The organism is Paenibacillus gyeongsangnamensis (genome assembly GCF_027533625.1).
Lineage (GTDB): Bacteria > Bacillota > Bacilli > Paenibacillales > NBRC-103111 > Paenibacillus_G > Paenibacillus_G gyeongsangnamensis.
The window spans coordinates 29712-44974 of the sequence record NZ_JAQAGZ010000010.1 but is presented as its reverse complement, the minus strand read 5'-3'; the positions used below and the strand labels follow the sequence as shown (position 1 = coordinate 44974).

Genomic DNA, 15263 nt, shown 5'->3' with positions numbered 1-15263 from the left:
CCAGCTGCAAAAGCAGGGATAGAGTTCATTGTATCAACTCCATCCACGGAAATCAAGTTGCCACCGCCAGAGCTAACGCTCGCATCCGCGCCCGGCGCCCCCGCGTCCCGCGAAAGCGGCACCCCGCCACAGGCGGGCTACCGCTTCGCGACCCGCTTGCGCCGCTTCTTCGGCCCGCCGCCCGGCCCAGCGCCGGTGCCGCCCCGGGCTCCGCCCGTGCCGGCCCCTGCGGCCGAGCGCGTGCCTGCGGCGCCTTCGCCGCTGCGCGTCGCTTCCAGCGCCCGCGTCCGAGCCGCCGCCGGGCCCTTGCCGCGCCCGCCGCCGCTGGTGCTGCCGCCGCTCCGGCCGCTTCGCGCTGCGCTGCCCGCACGCCCGCCGGCGCTTGCGCCGCCGCGCTTGCCCGTGCGCTCGCCCCGGCCCGCACGCCCGCCTGCGGCGCTGCGCTCCCGTTCACCGCGTCCGCCGCGCTTGTTCCGCCGCACCGCGTCCAGCGCGTCGACGAGGCTCACCTTCTGCTGCCGCGGCTTCATGTGGACCATCTCAAAATCGATGGTCCGCTCATCCATATTCACCCGGGCGACGCGAACCTGCACCTCATCGCCGAGGCGGTAAATTTTCGATGTCCGCTCGCCGATCAGCGCATGCTGAGCCTCATGGAAGTGATAATAGTCGTCCGTGAGATCCGACAGCCGAATCAAGCCTTCCACGGTGTTGTCGAGCTCTACAAACATCCCGAAGCTCGTCACACTGCTGATGAGGCCTTCGAACTCTTCGCCGACTTTATCGAGCATGAACTCCGCTTTCTTCAGCGCCTCCGTCTCCCGCTCGGCATCCACCGCCACGCGCTCGCGGTCCGAGGACTGCTTCGCAATGTCGTCCATGCGCGAAGCCAAATACTCATGCCGCTGATCGCTCAGCAAGCCGCCGTTCTCCAGTACTTCGCGGATAACGCGGTGGATGATAAGGTCCGGGTACCGCCGGATCGGTGACGTGAAGTGCGAATAGAACTCCGCCGCCAGCCCGTAATGGCCTAAGCTTTGCGAATCGTACATCGCCTTCTTCATCGAGCGCAGCATGACCGTGCTGATGACCGTTTCTTCCTTTGTGCCGCGGATTTCCTCGAGCAGCGACTGCAGCGCGCGCGGATGGACGGAATTGCCCTTGCCCCGCACGACATAGCCGAAGTTCGTGATGAACTCCATGAAATGCTGCAGCTTCTCCGCATCCGGATCCTCATGCACCCGGTACAGGAAAGGTACCTTCAGCCAGTGAAAATGCTCCGCCACCGTCTCGTTCGCCGCCAGCATGAACTCCTCGATGATCATCTCGGCGATCGTCCGATCGCGCTTCACGATATCCGTCGGCTTTCCTTCCTCATCCACCAGAATCTTCGATTCCATGAAGTCAAAATCGATCGCGCCCCTCCGCATCCGCTTCCCGCGCAGCTTCATCGCGAGCTCTTCCATCAGCCGGAATTCGTCCATCAGATAGGCGTATTTTTCGACCGTTTCCGGCTCGGCTTCACCGGTCAGCAGGAGACGCACATTTTTATACGTCATCCGTTCGCTCGTCTTGATTACGCTTGTAAATATGTCATGCCGCACCACATTTGCATCCGAGTCGAACTCCATCTCGCAGGACATCGTCAAGCGGTCCACCCGGGGATTCAGCGAGCAAATGCCGTTCGACAGCCGGTGCGGCAGCATCGGGATCACCCGGTCTACCAGATAGACGCTGCAGCCGCGGTTATACGCCTCCTGATCGAGCTCGGAGCCCTCCCGGACATAATAGCTGACGTCGGCGATATGAACGCCCAGAACGTAGTTTCCGTTCGCCAGACGCTCCACGTTGACCGCATCGTCCAAATCCTTGGCGTCCTCGCCGTCGATCGTGACGATCCGCTTATCCCGCAAATCGCGCCGTCCTTTCAGTTCGTCCGGATGAATCACGTCCGGCGCCTTGGACGCCTCCTCCATCACCGCATCGGAGAACGCTTCCGGCAATCCGTGCTTACGGATAATCGATAAAATATCGACGCCGGGGTCATTCTTATGCCCCAGAATCTCGACGACCTCCCCTTCGGCCGCCGCACGGCCTTCCGGGTAATTTACAATCTTGGCTACGACCTTGTGCCCGTCCATGGCGCCGTTAAACGACCCCTTCGGGATAAAAATATCCCGAACCACTCGCTTATCGTCCGGAATGACGAAGGCGTACTCTTCCAGCGCCTGGAACGTGCCCACGATCTGGGTGTTGCTGCGGCTGACGACCCGCACCACTTCCCCTTCCATCCGCCCACCGGCTTGTCCCTTAGAGGAGATGCGGACGAGAATAATATCGCCGTTCATCGCCGTGCCCATATCATGGGCGTTGATGTAAACGTCCGGATGGTCCCGGTCGTCCGGGATCAGGAAGCCGAAGCCTTTGGCGTGCGCCTGCAGCTTGCCCCGCAAAAGGTTCATCCTCTCCGGCACGCCGTAGCGGTCATTGCGCGTCCGAAGAATCAGCCCCTCGTTCTCCAATTCGTTAAGCAGCTTCAGGAAATCCTTGAAATCCTGCGCGCTGTCGATCCCGAACTGCTTCTCCAGCTCGTTATAAGTCATCGGCTTATAAGCCGTTTCTTTCATAAAATCAATTACTTCTTCTTTAGTTACCATTTCGGTTAACTCACCTGCCTTTTCGTCTAAATATTCATTATTACTATATAATTATGGCGAGCAGGCCGCCGCCGCCTGTTCCCATGCCCCGAGTTGCTCTAATTTCAGGATGAACCTATGGATGTCTTCGTATACCTGATCCCGTTCCTCATCGAGCAGAATCGCGTGCGACGTCTTCGGATAATACGCCAATTCCCGGAAGGGAGACGACACATGACCATAAATGTATTCAGCGCTTCTTGGCAGCACAAGCCCATCGCGCTCCCCCTGGGCAACCATTACAGGCGCCTTAACTTGATTTAAACTGGATTTCACCAGCTTAAGCAGCTTTCTTAAGGCGACAACGCACGGCAGGGGCGCTTTTTCGTATGTACAAGCCTCTTCCAGCAGATGAGCGGCCGCCGTAGGTTTTTTATCGACATATTTGATGAAAAATTGCAGCAGCACCGCGAGAATCGTTTTGCGGCTGGTCAGAAACACCGGTGACGCCAGCGAAATGACCCCGTCCAGCTTCCGGTCCATCGACAGCTTCAGGGCGAGCAGGCCGCCCATGGAATGGCCGACGGCGATAATCCGTTTACGCTCCCGGTCGCGGATCGCGTCATACGTATCCAGGACATGACCCCACCAATCGTCCCAGCCCGTGCGGATCATGTCCTCCGGCGTTGTCCCGTGCCCCGGCAGCAGCACTGCGCGAACGGTGTACCCGAGATCGTTCATGTAATAGCCCAACCTGCGGAATTCCGACGGCGATCCGGTAAATCCATGGATCATCAGCAGCTCGGTCGATGCCGTTTCTCCCGCTCCCTCGAATACGAAAGGCTCCGTTGATTTGTATAATCGTGTCATGATCCCCGCCCCCGTTACCCGCAATATAAAAAAACAGCAGGAGTATCATTCCCCTGCTGTCACCTTTTTATGATTTAGTGGGCTTTGACTACGAAAGCTACAACAAGCGCCAAAATAAAGAACACCGCTGCAAGACCCATCGTCAGACGGGACAAGAACAGTTCCAAGCCGCGCGCCTTCTGCTTCCCGAACAGATGCTCCGCACCCCCGGAGATGGCACCGGATAAGCCTGCGCTTTTCCCTGGCTGCAGCAATACCGCCGCAATCAAGCCGAGCGAAGCGATCACCAGTATAATCTTCAATGCTAATTCCATCCTTCCACCTCCTGCGGAAAATCATCTTGCGCTTGTCCGAGAACAGACAGCATGTGTATTATACCATAAAAAAACCATACTGACAAACCTTTCGGTATCAGTATGGCCGCATAGATTAGTCCTCGTATTGCCGGCGATACGCTGTATCTCTCCCCGCTTGCGGAGACCGTTGGCGCCCGCTGAAAAACCACCTCAGCGCACGCATCGCGCACCAGAGGGCGAACAGCGTGAAGAATACGGCCCAGCCGACGGACGGAATAGGCGTCACCTTGGCCAGATTCGTGGCATCGCCCGCCTGAGCCGGGTCCTGCAGCGCGTACAGGATCAGGGAGAACGGGCCGAACACCGATTCCTCCAAGGTCAGGAACGCCACCAGCAAATAGTACAAATCGCATAACCAGCGCGGCATGAAGGTCAGCATGACCGTGTTCAGCACGATGAAGCCGAGTACCCACATGACCCCGAACTCGTTGCGGATGAAGAAGGCTAGCGCAACGATGGCGATCACCGTCATGACCTGAAGGCCGAACCGCTGGCGGCCCTTCGCCCGCTGACGGAACAAAAAAACCGCAAACAAGGACGCGGTCATGTATCCGGCCAGCGCGATCGGGATCAAGCTCCAGTGTCTCGTCACTTGGGAGTAGGTCACTCCGCTGTGGTTCGAGAAGAGCTCGATGTACATCACCTTGCCCGATAAGAGCAGGGTGACCGCCGCGTGGCCGAATTCATGAATCATCGTATCCAGATTGCGGAAGAAATCGCTAAAGGGAATCAAATGCGTAAGAAAAGCCGATACCACCAGAAATAGTATAGTCTTTATCAGGTTACTCATAAGATCCCTCCGGGGGCGACGTCCGTTTTAAATGATTTTTATTGGTCCCAAACCGTTCCCAACAGCAGTAAGCCCCTCCGCCCGCTCTTGAAATCAGGTTTCTTTTATTATAACTAAGCTGCGGTAGTAACCTGATTTCAAATGCGGTACGTAAACTCTCCGGGGCTTACTCTGTCCTCCACTTACCCGGACCGGGGTCAAAACCAATAAAAACGGACTAAATATATACTATATTATTTAAAGTTCTTGAGGTTGTAGAACGCTTTTTTGCCTGCGTATTGGGCTACGCTGGCGAGTTGGTCTTCGATGCGGAGCAATTGGTTGTACTTCGCTACGCGGTCCGTACGGGACGGCGCGCCGGTTTTGATTTGGCCGGCGTTGGTAGCAACCGCGATGTCGGCGATCGTGCTGTCTTCGCTCTCGCCGGAACGGTGGGAAATAACCGCCGTATAGCCAGCGCGTTTTGCCATTTCGATCGCGTCGAACGTTTCCGTCAGCGTACCGATTTGGTTTACTTTAACTAAGATCGAGTTGCCGATGTTTTGCTCAATACCTTGGGACAGGCGGTTGGTGTTCGTTACGAACAGGTCGTCGCCTACGAGCTGAACTTTGTTTCCGAGCTTCTCGGTCAGCAGCTTCCAGCCTTCCCAGTCGTCTTCGGAGCAGCCGTCTTCGATGGTGAGGATCGGGTACTTGTCTACCCAAGCCGCCAGGAAGTCAACAAACTCTGCGGAAGTGTAGGATTTGCCTTCGCCTTCGAGGTGGTATTTGCCGTCCTTGAAGAACTCAGTGGAGGCAACGTCCATACCGAGGAATACGTCTACGCCCGGCTTGTAGCCAGCGCGCTCGATCGCGGTGATGATCGTTTGGATCGCTTCTTCGTTGGAGCCCAGGTTCGGCGCGAAGCCGCCTTCGTCGCCAACTGCGGTGTTCAGGCCTTTTTCCTTCAGAACGGATTTCAGGCTGTGGAAGATTTCAGCGCCCGTACGGAGCGCTTCCTTGAAGGAAGGTGCGCCTACCGGCAGGACCATGAACTCTTGCACGTCGACGTTATTGTCCGCATGCGCGCCGCCGTTGATGATGTTCATCATCGGTACAGGCAGCTGCTTCGCGTTGAATCCGCCGAGGTAGACGTACAGAGGGATATCCAGAGCTTCAGCCGCAGCGCGGGCTACAGCCATAGATACGGCCAGGATCGCGTTCGCGCCCAGGTTCGCTTTGTTCGGCGTACCGTCGAGCTCGATCATTTTGTTGTCGATGCCGACTTGGTCGAGCGCGTTCATACCGATGATTTCAGGAGCGATCGTATCGTTCACGTTCTCGACGGCCTTCAGCACGCCTTTGCCGAGGTAACGGGATTTGTCCCCGTCGCGAAGCTCAACGGCTTCGTATGCGCCTGTCGATGCACCGGAAGGCACGATTGCGCGGCCGCGCGCGCCGGATTCCAGGAACACTTCCACCTCTACCGTCGGGTTACCGCGGGAGTCCAATACTTCGCGAGCATATACATTAGAGATAATTGTCATGTCTGAATAACACTCCTTCTCATTTTTACTCAGATTAGGCAAACCTTAAACACGGGAAGCAATGATCGTTTTGCCCGTCATTTCTTCCGGCTGGCTCACGCTCAGAAACTGCAGCATGGTCGGAGCGATATCCGCCAGAATGCCATCGGTTCTAAGTGTAACATGTTTGTCCGTAACAATAAAAGGTACCGGATTCGTCGTATGCGCCGTGTTGCGCGTGCCGTCCGGATTCGTAACGACGTCGGCATTGCCGTGATCCGCCGTGATCAGGGCCACGCCGCCTTTGGCCAGGATGGCTTCTACCACTTGACCAAGGCAAGCATCCGTTACTTCGATCGCCTTGACCGTCGGCTCGAGAAGGCCCGAGTGGCCGACCATGTCCGGATTCGCGAAGTTGAGAATGATCACGTCCTGACGCTCCGCTTCGATCTCGGCTACGGCTGCAGCCGCCACCTCGTAAGCGCTCATCTCCGGCTTCAAGTCATAAGTCGCGACCTTCGGCGAGTTGATCAGGATACGCGTCTCGCCCGGAAGCTCGACGTCGCGCCCGCCGCTGAAGAAGAACGTCACGTGCGGATATTTCTCCGTCTCGGCAATGCGGAGCTGCTTCAGGTTGTTCTGTACCAGCACCTCGCCGAGCGTGTTATCCAGGTTCTTCGGTTTATAGGCAACAAATCCGTCGACGGATTCGCTGAACAGCGTGAGACATACGTAGTACAAGCCCTGCGGGAACTTGTCCCCCCGGTCGAAGCCGCGGAAGTCGCTGTTCGTGAACACTTGGGACAGCTGGATTGCGCGGTCGGGACGGAAGTTGAAGAAGATGACCGCATCGCCCGATTCCACGAGGCCTACCGGCTTGTCGCCGTCCTCTACGATAACGGTCGGCATGACGAACTCATCGAATACCGATTTCTCATACGATTCCTTGATCGCTTTGAGCGGATCGGTGTAATGAGGGCCTTCGCCATACACCATAGCGCGGTAGGATTTCTCCGTACGCTCCCAACGCTTGTCGCGGTCCATCGCATAGTAACGGCCTTGGACCGTTGCGATTTTGCCTACGCCAAGCTCTTGGATTTTGGACACTAGCTGGTCCATGTATTTCACGGCGCTGTCCGGCGCAACGTCGCGGCCGTCCAGGAACGCATGAATGTACACTTCGTGGAAGTTTTCTTTCTTGCACACCTCAAGCAATGCGAACAAGTGCTCGATATGGCTGTGTACGCCGCCGTCCGACAGCAGGCCGTACAGATGCAGCTTCTTGCCATTCGTTTGCGCGTGGCGGATGGCTCCGAGAATCGTCTCGTTCTCAAAGAACTCGCCGTCGCGAATCGACTTCGAGATCCGGGTCAGATCCTGATAAACGATCCGTCCTGCGCCGATATTCAGATGGCCGACCTCGGAGTTGCCCATTTGGCCTTTCGGCAATCCTACCGCTTCGCCGCAGGCCGTCAGCGTCGTATGCGGATACGTTTCCCAATAACGGTCGTAGTTCGGTTTATTCGCCTGCGCTACCGCATTGCCCTGCACATCCCCGCGAAGTCCGAACCCGTCCAAAATAATAAGCGCAACCGGTTTAGGTCTGGCCATCTTACTTGGCCCCCTCAACCAGGGCGATGTAGGAAGCCGGCTCCAGGCTGGCGCCGCCTACGAGCGCACCGTCGATCTCGGATTGCTGCATGTACTCGGCAATGTTGTTCGGCTTCACGCTGCCGCCGTATTGAATGCGGACTGCGCCCGCCACGTCGGCGTTGTACAAGCCAGCGATCTGCTGGCGGATGAAGCCGATGACTTCGTTAGCGTCCTTAGCGGTCGAGGATTTGCCCGTGCCGATCGCCCAGATCGGCTCGTAAGCTACGATCACTTGAGCCGCCTGCTCAGCTGACAGCCCGGCAAAAGCCGCTTCGGTTTGCACCTTGCAAACCTCTTTCGTTTGGCCCGCTTCACGTTCTTCGAGCTTCTCGCCGACGCAGACGATCGGAGTCAGGCCGTGCTTGAACGCGGCGTGCACTTTTTTACCGACAATTTCGTTCGTCTCGGCAAAATAAGCCCGGCGCTCCGAATGCCCGATGATGACGTAGTCTACGCCCAGGTCCTTCAGCATGACGCCGCTGATTTCGCCGGTGAACGCGCCGCTGTCCTCGAAGTGCAGGTTTTGCGCGCCGATTTTGAGAGAAGTGCCTTTAACCGCTTCGACAAGGGCAGGAAGGTTCGTGAACGGAGCGCAGATCACGCTCTCCACGCCGTCCACTTCCGCTTTGCCCTTCACTTCGTTCACGAAGGACACGGCCTCCTGAACGGTTTTGAACATTTTCCAGTTGCCTGCAATGACCGGTTTCCGCATCGATTCCGGGCCTCCTTATTTATCGTTCAGGGCAACGACGCCGGGAAGCGCCTTGCCTTCCATGAATTCCAGGGATGCGCCGCCGCCGGTGGAGATGTGGTCCATCTTGTCGCCAAGGTGGAATTTCTCAACCGCTGCCGCCGAGTCGCCTCCGCCGATGACCGTATAGCCGCTTGTTTCCGCGCAAGCTTCCGCCACTGCTTGAGTTCCGTTCTTGAACGGCTCGAGCTCGAATACGCCCATCGGTCCGTTCCACACGACCAGCTTGGAGTTTCTGATGACGTCCGCATAGATTTTACGGGTTTCCGGTCCGATATCGAAGCCTTCCCAATCTGCCGGGATGCCGTCGACAGGAACGATTTTCGAGTTCGCTTTCGGAGAGAAATCGTCACCGACAACGATATCGACCGGAAGCAGGAAGTTGACACCTTTTTCCTTCGCCTTGCGCTCGAACTCTTGAACGAGCTCCAGACGGTCGTTGTCCACGAGGGATTTGCCGATTTCATAGCCTTTGGCTTTGAAGAAGGTGTAAGACAAGCCTCCGCCGATGATGATGTTATCTGCGATTTCGATCAGCTTCTCGATGACGGCGATTTTGTCCTTCACCTTCGCGCCGCCTACGATCGCCGTGAACGGACGGTCCGGGTTGTTCAGCGCCTTGCCCAGCACCTCCAGCTCCTTCTCCATCAGAAGGCCGGATACGGCCGGCAGGTGATGCGCGATGCCTTCCGTCGACGCGTGCGCCCGGTGGGCCGCGCCGAAGGCGTCGTTCACGTACAGGTCCGCGAGTTCGGCAAAAGCCTTCGCCAGCTCCGGATCATTCTTCTCTTCGCCCGCGTAGAAACGCACGTTCTCGAGCAGCAGCACGTCGCCGTCGTTCAGCGCAGCCACCTGCGCCTTCACCGCGTCGCCGATCGCTTCGTTTGCTTTAGCTACCGGCTTGCCGAGCAGCTCGGACAAACGCTCCGCCGCAGGAGTCAAACGCATCTCTTCAACGACTCCGCCCTTCGGACGTCCCAGGTGGCTCGCCAGAATCACTTTCGCTCCGCGCTCGGTCAAATACTTGATCGTCGGCAGCGTCTCGCGGATCCGCGTGTCGTCGGTAATTTTGCCGTTCTCGAGCGGCACGTTGAAATCGACGCGCACAAACACTCTTTTCCCGCTTACTTCCACGTCACGAACACTTTTCTTATTCATCCTGCCATCGCCTCCCGGGTTTCTTTATTTTTTACTCCTATCCACATAAAAAATTGTGGTTTTGATCCTTGGCTTTGTCATAAAGCACGTTAGTGCAATGGAGTATGTACCGGAGAGCGCCAGCGAGGATCCTTTGAAATTGGATTCATACTGCGATCCGTTTATTCAAAAGAATCCAATTTCAACAGAGCCCGGAGGTACATACTCCTTTGCTTGGTACATCGTGCTTTTATGACGCTTCGGAGATCACAACCACAATTTTTTATCTATTTTACAGTCCTTTTTTCGCGATAAATGCAACCAGATCCACTACGCGGTTGGAGTAGCCCCACTCGTTGTCGTACCATGAAACGACTTTCACCATGTTGTCGCCTACGACCATCGTGGACAGCGCGTCAATCGTGGAGGAAGCAGGGTCGTCGTTGAAGTCGCTGGATACGAGCGGCTCTTCCGTGTAGTTCAAGATGCCTTTCAGCGGGCCTTCTGCAGCAGCTTTCAGAGCCGCGTTCACTTCGTCAACCGTAACGTTCACTTTCAGCTCGGCAACGAGATCCGTAACGGATACGTTCGGCGTAGGCACGCGGAAAGACATACCGTTCAATTTGCCTTTCAGCTCAGGCAGTACAAGGGAAACGGCTTTAGCGGCACCGGTCGTGGACGGAATGATGTTTTCCGCAGCGGCACGGGCACGGCGCAGGTCTTTATGCGGCAAGTCGAGCACTTGCTGGTCGTTCGTATAGGAGTGAACCGTCGTCATCATGCCTTTGACGATACCGAACTTTTCGTTCAGAACTTTCGCAAAAGGAGCCAAGCAGTTCGTCGTACAAGAAGCGTTGGAGATGATCGTATGTTGAGCCGGATCGTATTTGTCTTCGTTTACGCCGAGAACGATCGTAATGTCTTCGTCTGTAGCCGGAGCGGAGATAACTACTTTCTTCGCGCCGCCTTTCAGGTGAAGAGAAGCTTTTTCTTTGGCAGTGAAGATACCCGTGGATTCAACGACGATTTCAACGCCGTTTGCAGCCCAAGGGAGGTTTTCCGGATTGCGCTCGGCGAATACTTTAACGGATTTGCCGTTAACGATCAGCGCGCCTTCCGTAGCTTCTACGGTAGCGTTCAGACGGCCATGCGTCGTGTCGTATTTGAGCAGGTGAGCCAGCGTTTTTACGTCCGTCAGGTCGTTGATCGCTACGATTTCAACATCCGGATTGTTCAGAGCTGCGCGGAATACGTTACGACCAATGCGTCCAAAACCGTTAATACCTACTTTTACCATGTGAGTAGCCTCCTAAAAAATAAGTTTTTATGTCAAGACAGGCATAAGCCCGTCAAGATGGCAAGCTTTCGACAACGACCTTCGCCGCGGCTTCGTCGGTGATCAGGACATCCTCGTGTCCGTGCCGCAGCACGGCCGCAATGGCCTCGCCCTTGCTCTTCCCGCCGCCGATACAGATCACGGCGTCCATGCCGTGAATATCCTCGATGCGCAGCCCGATCGTCGGCATTTTGTGCAGAATGTTTCCGTCCCGGTCAAAATAGTACCCGAACGCCTCTGCCAGCGCTCCGTCTTCTCTGAGATGCTCCGTCGTCTCGGGGTCTACCTTCCGCCGTCTGGCCATTACCATAGCCTCTCCTATGCCGTGAACGACCATCCGCGCGCTGCGGATGAATTCGATGATCTCGGCAATGCTGGAGTCCTGCATCAGCGACTGATAGGCATCTTCTCCGAGATGGTCCGGAACGTGCAGCAGACGGTAGCGTCCGCCGGTCTTCTTCGCCATCGTGGAGGCGATCGTGTTCGCCTGCAGCTCTACGCTCTCTCCCAGTCCGCCACGGGCCGGAACGAACCAGCAGCCCTTCAGCGAGCTTGAAGCGGTGAGATGCGTGGCGACCTCCGCCATCGTGGATCCGCCCGTTACGGCGATGATTTCATCATCCGCCACGAACTTGCGGAGCATCGAAGCGCCTGCGCGGCCGAGCTCCTTCTTCGTGTGCGGGGAAACATCCGAATCCCCGGGTACGATGACCACATGCTTCAGTCCGAAGTGGGAACGAATCCGTTCCTCCAGCTCCGTGAGCCCGAACAAATCCTTCACGAGCGGTTCAATGCTTTCGAGCAGCTGTTTGCCCGCCGCACTGACTCTCATTCCGGATACCTCCACATCAATGAGCCCCTGTTCCTTGAGAAAGTCCACCTCGGCCCGCAGAATCCGTTCCGTCGTATTTAAGGATACCGCCAGCGTTCTGCGGCCTACGATTCCGGAAACCAGGATATGGTGAAGAATCGTATAGCGCTTCTTCATCGCGTCCAGCAGGTCCGGCACCAGCTGCTTTTGAATGTCGAGGATTTCTCTCATGGTCAAGTCTCCCATTAATCATGGACATATTTCGTCCCGGCATTGCATTTTAAGTCCCACATGCTCCAAAAAAATAGCTAAGCTGTCACTTAGATGACTTTATTATAACTTAACCGCCACCATTCATCAAGAGAGCGACAGACCATTTTCATGCTTATTTTCAAACCGCCATTAGGATGCCCGTATATAGGACATTCAAACGTAAATCCAGTCCGGCCGCGGCGAAACGGCCGCTCCCGGCCGATCCAAAAAAAGGTTGTATTGAACAGTTGCTTTTTGGCGGACGTTCGATTATAATTACTTTTGCTGTCCCAAATAAATATGAATTTGCGCCCGTGGTCCAATGGATATGACGTAGGCCTCCGGAGCCTGAGATTAAGGTTCGATTCCTTACGGGCGCGCCATACACACAACAACAACGAGTCGGTTTCTTGAGAAATCGATTTTTTTATTTTATTGGTTTGACCTTTCTTGACCTTTGGTTGTTTTTCCGCTATTATGGTTATAGTTTTAAATAAAGGAGGCTGCAGCTTATGAGTTTTATACCTATGGTAGTCGAACCGGACGCTAGAGGGGAACGCGCCTACGATATTTACTCGCGTTTGCTGAAGGACCGCATCATTTTTCTTGGCAGCGGAATTAACGATGTTGTAGCCAATTCGATCATCGCGCAGATGCTGTTCCTGGCCGCAACGGATCCGGACAAAGACATTAGCTTGTACATTAACAGCCCAGGAGGCTCCATTACTTCCGGGATGGCGATTTATGACACGATGCAGTTCATTAAGCCGGACGTCTCCACGATCTGCGTGGGCATGGCCGCTTCGATGGGCGCATTCCTGCTGGCCGCAGGCGCGAAGGGCAAGCGATTCGCACTGCCGAACAGCGAAGTCATGATTCACCAGCCGCTGGGCGGCGCCGAAGGCCAAGCCAGCGACATCGAGATTCGCGCGAAGCGCATCCTCAAGCTGCGCGACAAGCTGAACACAATCCTTGCGGAGCGTACTGGGCAGTCGTTCGAGCGCATCGAGAAGGATACCGACCGCGACAACTTCATGTCCGCCGAGGAAGCCCGTGAATACGGCTTGATCGATAAAGTGATCGAACGCGTGTAAACGATCATATGAACAACAAAGCCCTGCCTGACCGGCCAATCCGGTGAAGGCAGGGCTTTTTGCATACATACAAAAAAAAGGCCTCCTCCGCCGCCGTAAACTGCAGCGGGGAAGGGACCTGCGCGGGCCTAATGGGTTTCTCTATCGTCCAGCGGATAGAAGATCAGCTCAATCGGGAAAGCGGAGCCCGCCGGCGGGCTGAACTCTATATCGAGGGCATCCTCTTTGCCCGTCGTCTTAGCGAGAATCTGCATGCCGTCGAATGCCGTCAGCACGCCGGATTGCGGTACGAGACGCATGTCGCCGTTGATCTTGAACGGCCCCTTGAAGATGCCGCCCATCGCCAGAATCATCACCGCCATCTTCCGCGGCTTATCGGCATGGATTTTGTACACGACTCCGTAGTTGCCTTCATTCTTCACGTCCAGCTTGCGCATGGGATCGTTGCCGGGCTGGAACGGGTCCGTCTGTCCGTCGCCGATGATGATCCGGGACGGCTTGTTGAAGTTCGTCGCATCGATGTTCCAATTCACCTGCGAGACCGGGAACGTACCGCGCACATGGCCGTTGAAAGCAAGCAGCGGCAGGAGCGCCGAGTTCTGCGATATTTCCGTATCGGCTACGAACGAGAACTGGACCTTGCCGTCGGTCTCGACGTCATAGAACAGGTTTACGCCTTGCCCCGGATAGAAATCCGGCATTTGCTTGTAAACGAACGTTTGCTTCGGCGGAATCGTGAATGACTCGTCGTGCGGATCATTTAAGAGGAAATCCACCGTCGCTTCATTGCCGATCAGGTTCGCGTACACGGAAGGCCACACTTCGCCTTTGTTGGTCGTCTTCACCGTCACCGGCTTATCGGTCATGTTCTTGGCCAGAATCGCCATCGTGAGCTTCTGCTGCGTTCCATTGACGTGATCCGCATACAGGCGCCCCTTGCCTTCCACTTCATCCTGATACAGGATGCCTTTCTCCGTAAACTCTTCCGGGCTGTCGCTCACGAGCAGCTTGCGGGAGCGGTCCTCGGTCACTTGCTTCGTCAGCTGCGGCAGCTCCCAGAACTTGCCCCAGAGCGTGCTCCAGTCCGTCTTGATGTAGGAGCCCACCGGTTTCATGTAAATCGGATATTCCACATTATCCAGGTATGTGTCATTCGTAATCACAAGGTTGCGGGTATACACATCGCTCTTATTGCCGTGGGCATCCGATACGACGAGTGAAATCGGGTATGTACCGGGAGTAAAGAACGCTTCCTGCTTACCGGTCCATTGATAATTCACAATGCCTTCGGCATCCGGGTCGTAACTCAGATCGACGTACTTGACCGGCTCGCCGATTTTGTAGCTGTCCTTGGCAAAGGTAAACTTCGCCACCGGCCTGGAGTTGCCGGAATTCGGGTTGTAGATGCCTTTCTGCGGCTTCACATGCAGCACTTCGACACGACGAAGCTCATCGTTGTACGTATACTTGGCCCCCATGTAATCGGCAAGCCACGTCAGCTTGATCATCAGCCTTCCGTTGATGATGGCGGCCGCCGTATCAAAGCTCTGCCAATAGCCATTAATCCATACGGATTTATTGTCGGGATCCAGCATGATCTTGGCCGTCGGCGTTTCCATGGTGATCTGGCGCGTCTTGTCGTTCCATTCGACCTTCATCCCGAAGGTGTCGCCGAGAAACTTTGCAGGCACAAAGGTTTTTTCCTTCAAAATCGTTGCCGGAGCATCCAGCGTCACTTTCTTATTGTTGACGAAGGCATCCGGCTTATCGATGTACAGCATCACATAGGTGGTGCTGGAGGACATCGGCGTTTCTTGATCGGCCGAAGCCGGAGTCAGACCGGTAAACGACAGCAGCATGGTAAAAATAAGCAATAAGGCCAGTTCTTTCTTCATCCGTTTCATCTCTCTACTCCTCTTTCTTTACTTGCGAGAACCCAAGAAAAAGGTGGCAAACAACCTTCTCCCTTTGCAGACACGACAATATAGACGCGCGCGGCAAAAAAAGGTTGCGTAGAAATGACCGGATGTCATTTTATACCTTTCGTGAATATCGTTCGCTATTTCGGCCCC

General features: G+C 55.7%; 12 protein-coding genes and 1 tRNA gene. 2 read left to right on the top strand and 11 right to left on the bottom strand.

The window, feature by feature from the left end:
- Nucleotides 1-137 precede the first annotated feature (137 nt).
- The 10 genes from rnr to O9H85_RS16175 all read right to left on the bottom strand — a co-directional run bounded on the left by rnr (nt 138) and on the right by O9H85_RS16175 (nt 12076).
- A complete protein-coding gene (rnr, locus tag O9H85_RS16220) occupies nt 138-2657 on the bottom strand; it encodes a ribonuclease R (protein ID WP_269882460.1) in 2520 nt (839 codons plus the stop codon).
- A gap of 51 nt (nt 2658-2708) precedes the next feature.
- Nucleotides 2709-3506, bottom strand: a complete 798-nt coding sequence (locus O9H85_RS16215) for an alpha/beta hydrolase (protein ID WP_269882459.1) — start codon at nt 3504-3506, stop codon at nt 2709-2711.
- Between the two features lie 74 nt (nt 3507-3580).
- Nucleotides 3581-3820 (bottom strand): preprotein translocase subunit SecG, encoded by a 240-nt coding sequence (gene secG / locus O9H85_RS16210; protein WP_269882458.1) that lies wholly within the window; start codon nt 3818-3820, stop codon nt 3581-3583.
- Nucleotides 3821-3935: 115 nt separating this feature from the next.
- Entirely contained in the window at nt 3936-4652 is a 717-nt protein-coding gene (locus O9H85_RS16205) for a M50 family metallopeptidase (RefSeq protein WP_269882457.1), read from the bottom strand.
- Between the two features lie 233 nt (nt 4653-4885).
- Nucleotides 4886-6178: a phosphopyruvate hydratase gene (gene eno, locus O9H85_RS16200; protein ID WP_269882456.1), complete on the bottom strand. Its 1293-nt coding sequence runs from the start codon at nt 6176-6178 to the stop codon at nt 4886-4888.
- 45 nt (nt 6179-6223) lie between these two features.
- The gene (gene gpmI / locus O9H85_RS16195) at nt 6224-7768 is read right to left on the bottom strand and encodes a 2,3-bisphosphoglycerate-independent phosphoglycerate mutase (protein ID WP_269882455.1); all 1545 of its coding nucleotides are present in this window, start codon (nt 7766-7768) and stop codon (nt 6224-6226) included.
- A 1-nt stretch (nt 7769) separates the two neighbouring features.
- Nucleotides 7770-8522: a triose-phosphate isomerase gene (gene tpiA / locus O9H85_RS16190; protein WP_269882454.1), complete on the bottom strand. Its 753-nt coding sequence runs from the start codon at nt 8520-8522 to the stop codon at nt 7770-7772.
- 15 nt (nt 8523-8537) lie between these two features.
- On the bottom strand, nt 8538-9719 hold the full coding sequence (locus O9H85_RS16185) for a phosphoglycerate kinase (RefSeq protein ID WP_269882453.1): 1182 nt from the start codon (nt 9717-9719) through the stop codon (nt 8538-8540).
- Between the two features lie 271 nt (nt 9720-9990).
- Complete coding sequence (gene gap, locus O9H85_RS16180) at nt 9991-10995, bottom strand: type I glyceraldehyde-3-phosphate dehydrogenase (RefSeq protein ID WP_269882452.1); 1005 nt, start codon at nt 10993-10995, stop codon at nt 9991-9993.
- Between the two features lie 52 nt (nt 10996-11047).
- Nucleotides 11048-12076 (bottom strand): sugar-binding transcriptional regulator, encoded by a 1029-nt coding sequence (locus tag O9H85_RS16175; protein ID WP_269882451.1) that lies wholly within the window; start codon nt 12074-12076, stop codon nt 11048-11050.
- A gap of 329 nt (nt 12077-12405) precedes the next feature.
- On the opposite strand from O9H85_RS16175, the gene O9H85_RS16170 reads away from it, so the two are divergent.
- Together O9H85_RS16170 and clpP are read left to right on the top strand one after the other, a co-directional pair.
- Nucleotides 12406-12480: transfer RNA gene (locus O9H85_RS16170), tRNA-Arg, on the top strand.
- Between the two features lie 129 nt (nt 12481-12609).
- Nucleotides 12610-13191, top strand: a complete 582-nt coding sequence (clpP, locus tag O9H85_RS16165; RefSeq protein WP_269882450.1) for an ATP-dependent Clp endopeptidase proteolytic subunit ClpP — start codon at nt 12610-12612, stop codon at nt 13189-13191.
- A 128-nt stretch (nt 13192-13319) separates the two neighbouring features.
- Here clpP and O9H85_RS16160 read toward each other — a convergent pair whose 3' ends face one another.
- On the bottom strand, nt 13320-15095 hold the full coding sequence (locus O9H85_RS16160; protein ID WP_269882449.1) for a copper amine oxidase N-terminal domain-containing protein: 1776 nt from the start codon (nt 15093-15095) through the stop codon (nt 13320-13322).
- Nucleotides 15096-15263: the final 168 nt, after the last annotated feature.

Excerpts from the sequence above, each read along its gene's own strand:
- clpP (WP_269882450.1), top strand. The coding sequence starts at position 12,610 with ATGAGTTTTATACCTATGGTAGTCGAACCGGACGCTAGAGGGGAACGC.
- eno (WP_269882456.1), bottom strand. The coding sequence starts at position 6,178 with ATGACAATTATCTCTAATGTATATGCTCGCGAAGTATTGGACTCCCGC.
- O9H85_RS16175 (WP_269882451.1), bottom strand. The coding sequence starts at position 12,076 with ATGAGAGAAATCCTCGACATTCAAAAGCAGCTGGTGCCGGACCTGCTG.
- O9H85_RS16215 (WP_269882459.1), bottom strand. The coding sequence starts at position 3,506 with ATGACACGATTATACAAATCAACGGAGCCTTTCGTATTCGAGGGAGCG.
- rnr (WP_269882460.1), bottom strand. The coding sequence starts at position 2,657 with ATGGTAACTAAAGAAGAAGTAATTGATTTTATGAAAGAAACGGCTTAT.
- tpiA (WP_269882454.1), bottom strand. The coding sequence starts at position 8,522 with ATGCGGAAACCGGTCATTGCAGGCAACTGGAAAATGTTCAAAACCGTT.
- gpmI (WP_269882455.1), bottom strand. The coding sequence starts at position 7,768 with ATGGCCAGACCTAAACCGGTTGCGCTTATTATTTTGGACGGGTTCGGA.
- O9H85_RS16185 (WP_269882453.1), bottom strand. The coding sequence starts at position 9,719 with ATGAATAAGAAAAGTGTTCGTGACGTGGAAGTAAGCGGGAAAAGAGTG.
- gap (WP_269882452.1), bottom strand. The coding sequence starts at position 10,995 with ATGGTAAAAGTAGGTATTAACGGTTTTGGACGCATTGGTCGTAACGTA.
- secG (WP_269882458.1), bottom strand. The coding sequence starts at position 3,820 with ATGGAATTAGCATTGAAGATTATACTGGTGATCGCTTCGCTCGGCTTG.
- O9H85_RS16205 (WP_269882457.1), bottom strand. The coding sequence starts at position 4,652 with ATGAGTAACCTGATAAAGACTATACTATTTCTGGTGGTATCGGCTTTT.
- O9H85_RS16160 (WP_269882449.1), bottom strand. The coding sequence starts at position 15,095 with ATGAAACGGATGAAGAAAGAACTGGCCTTATTGCTTATTTTTACCATG.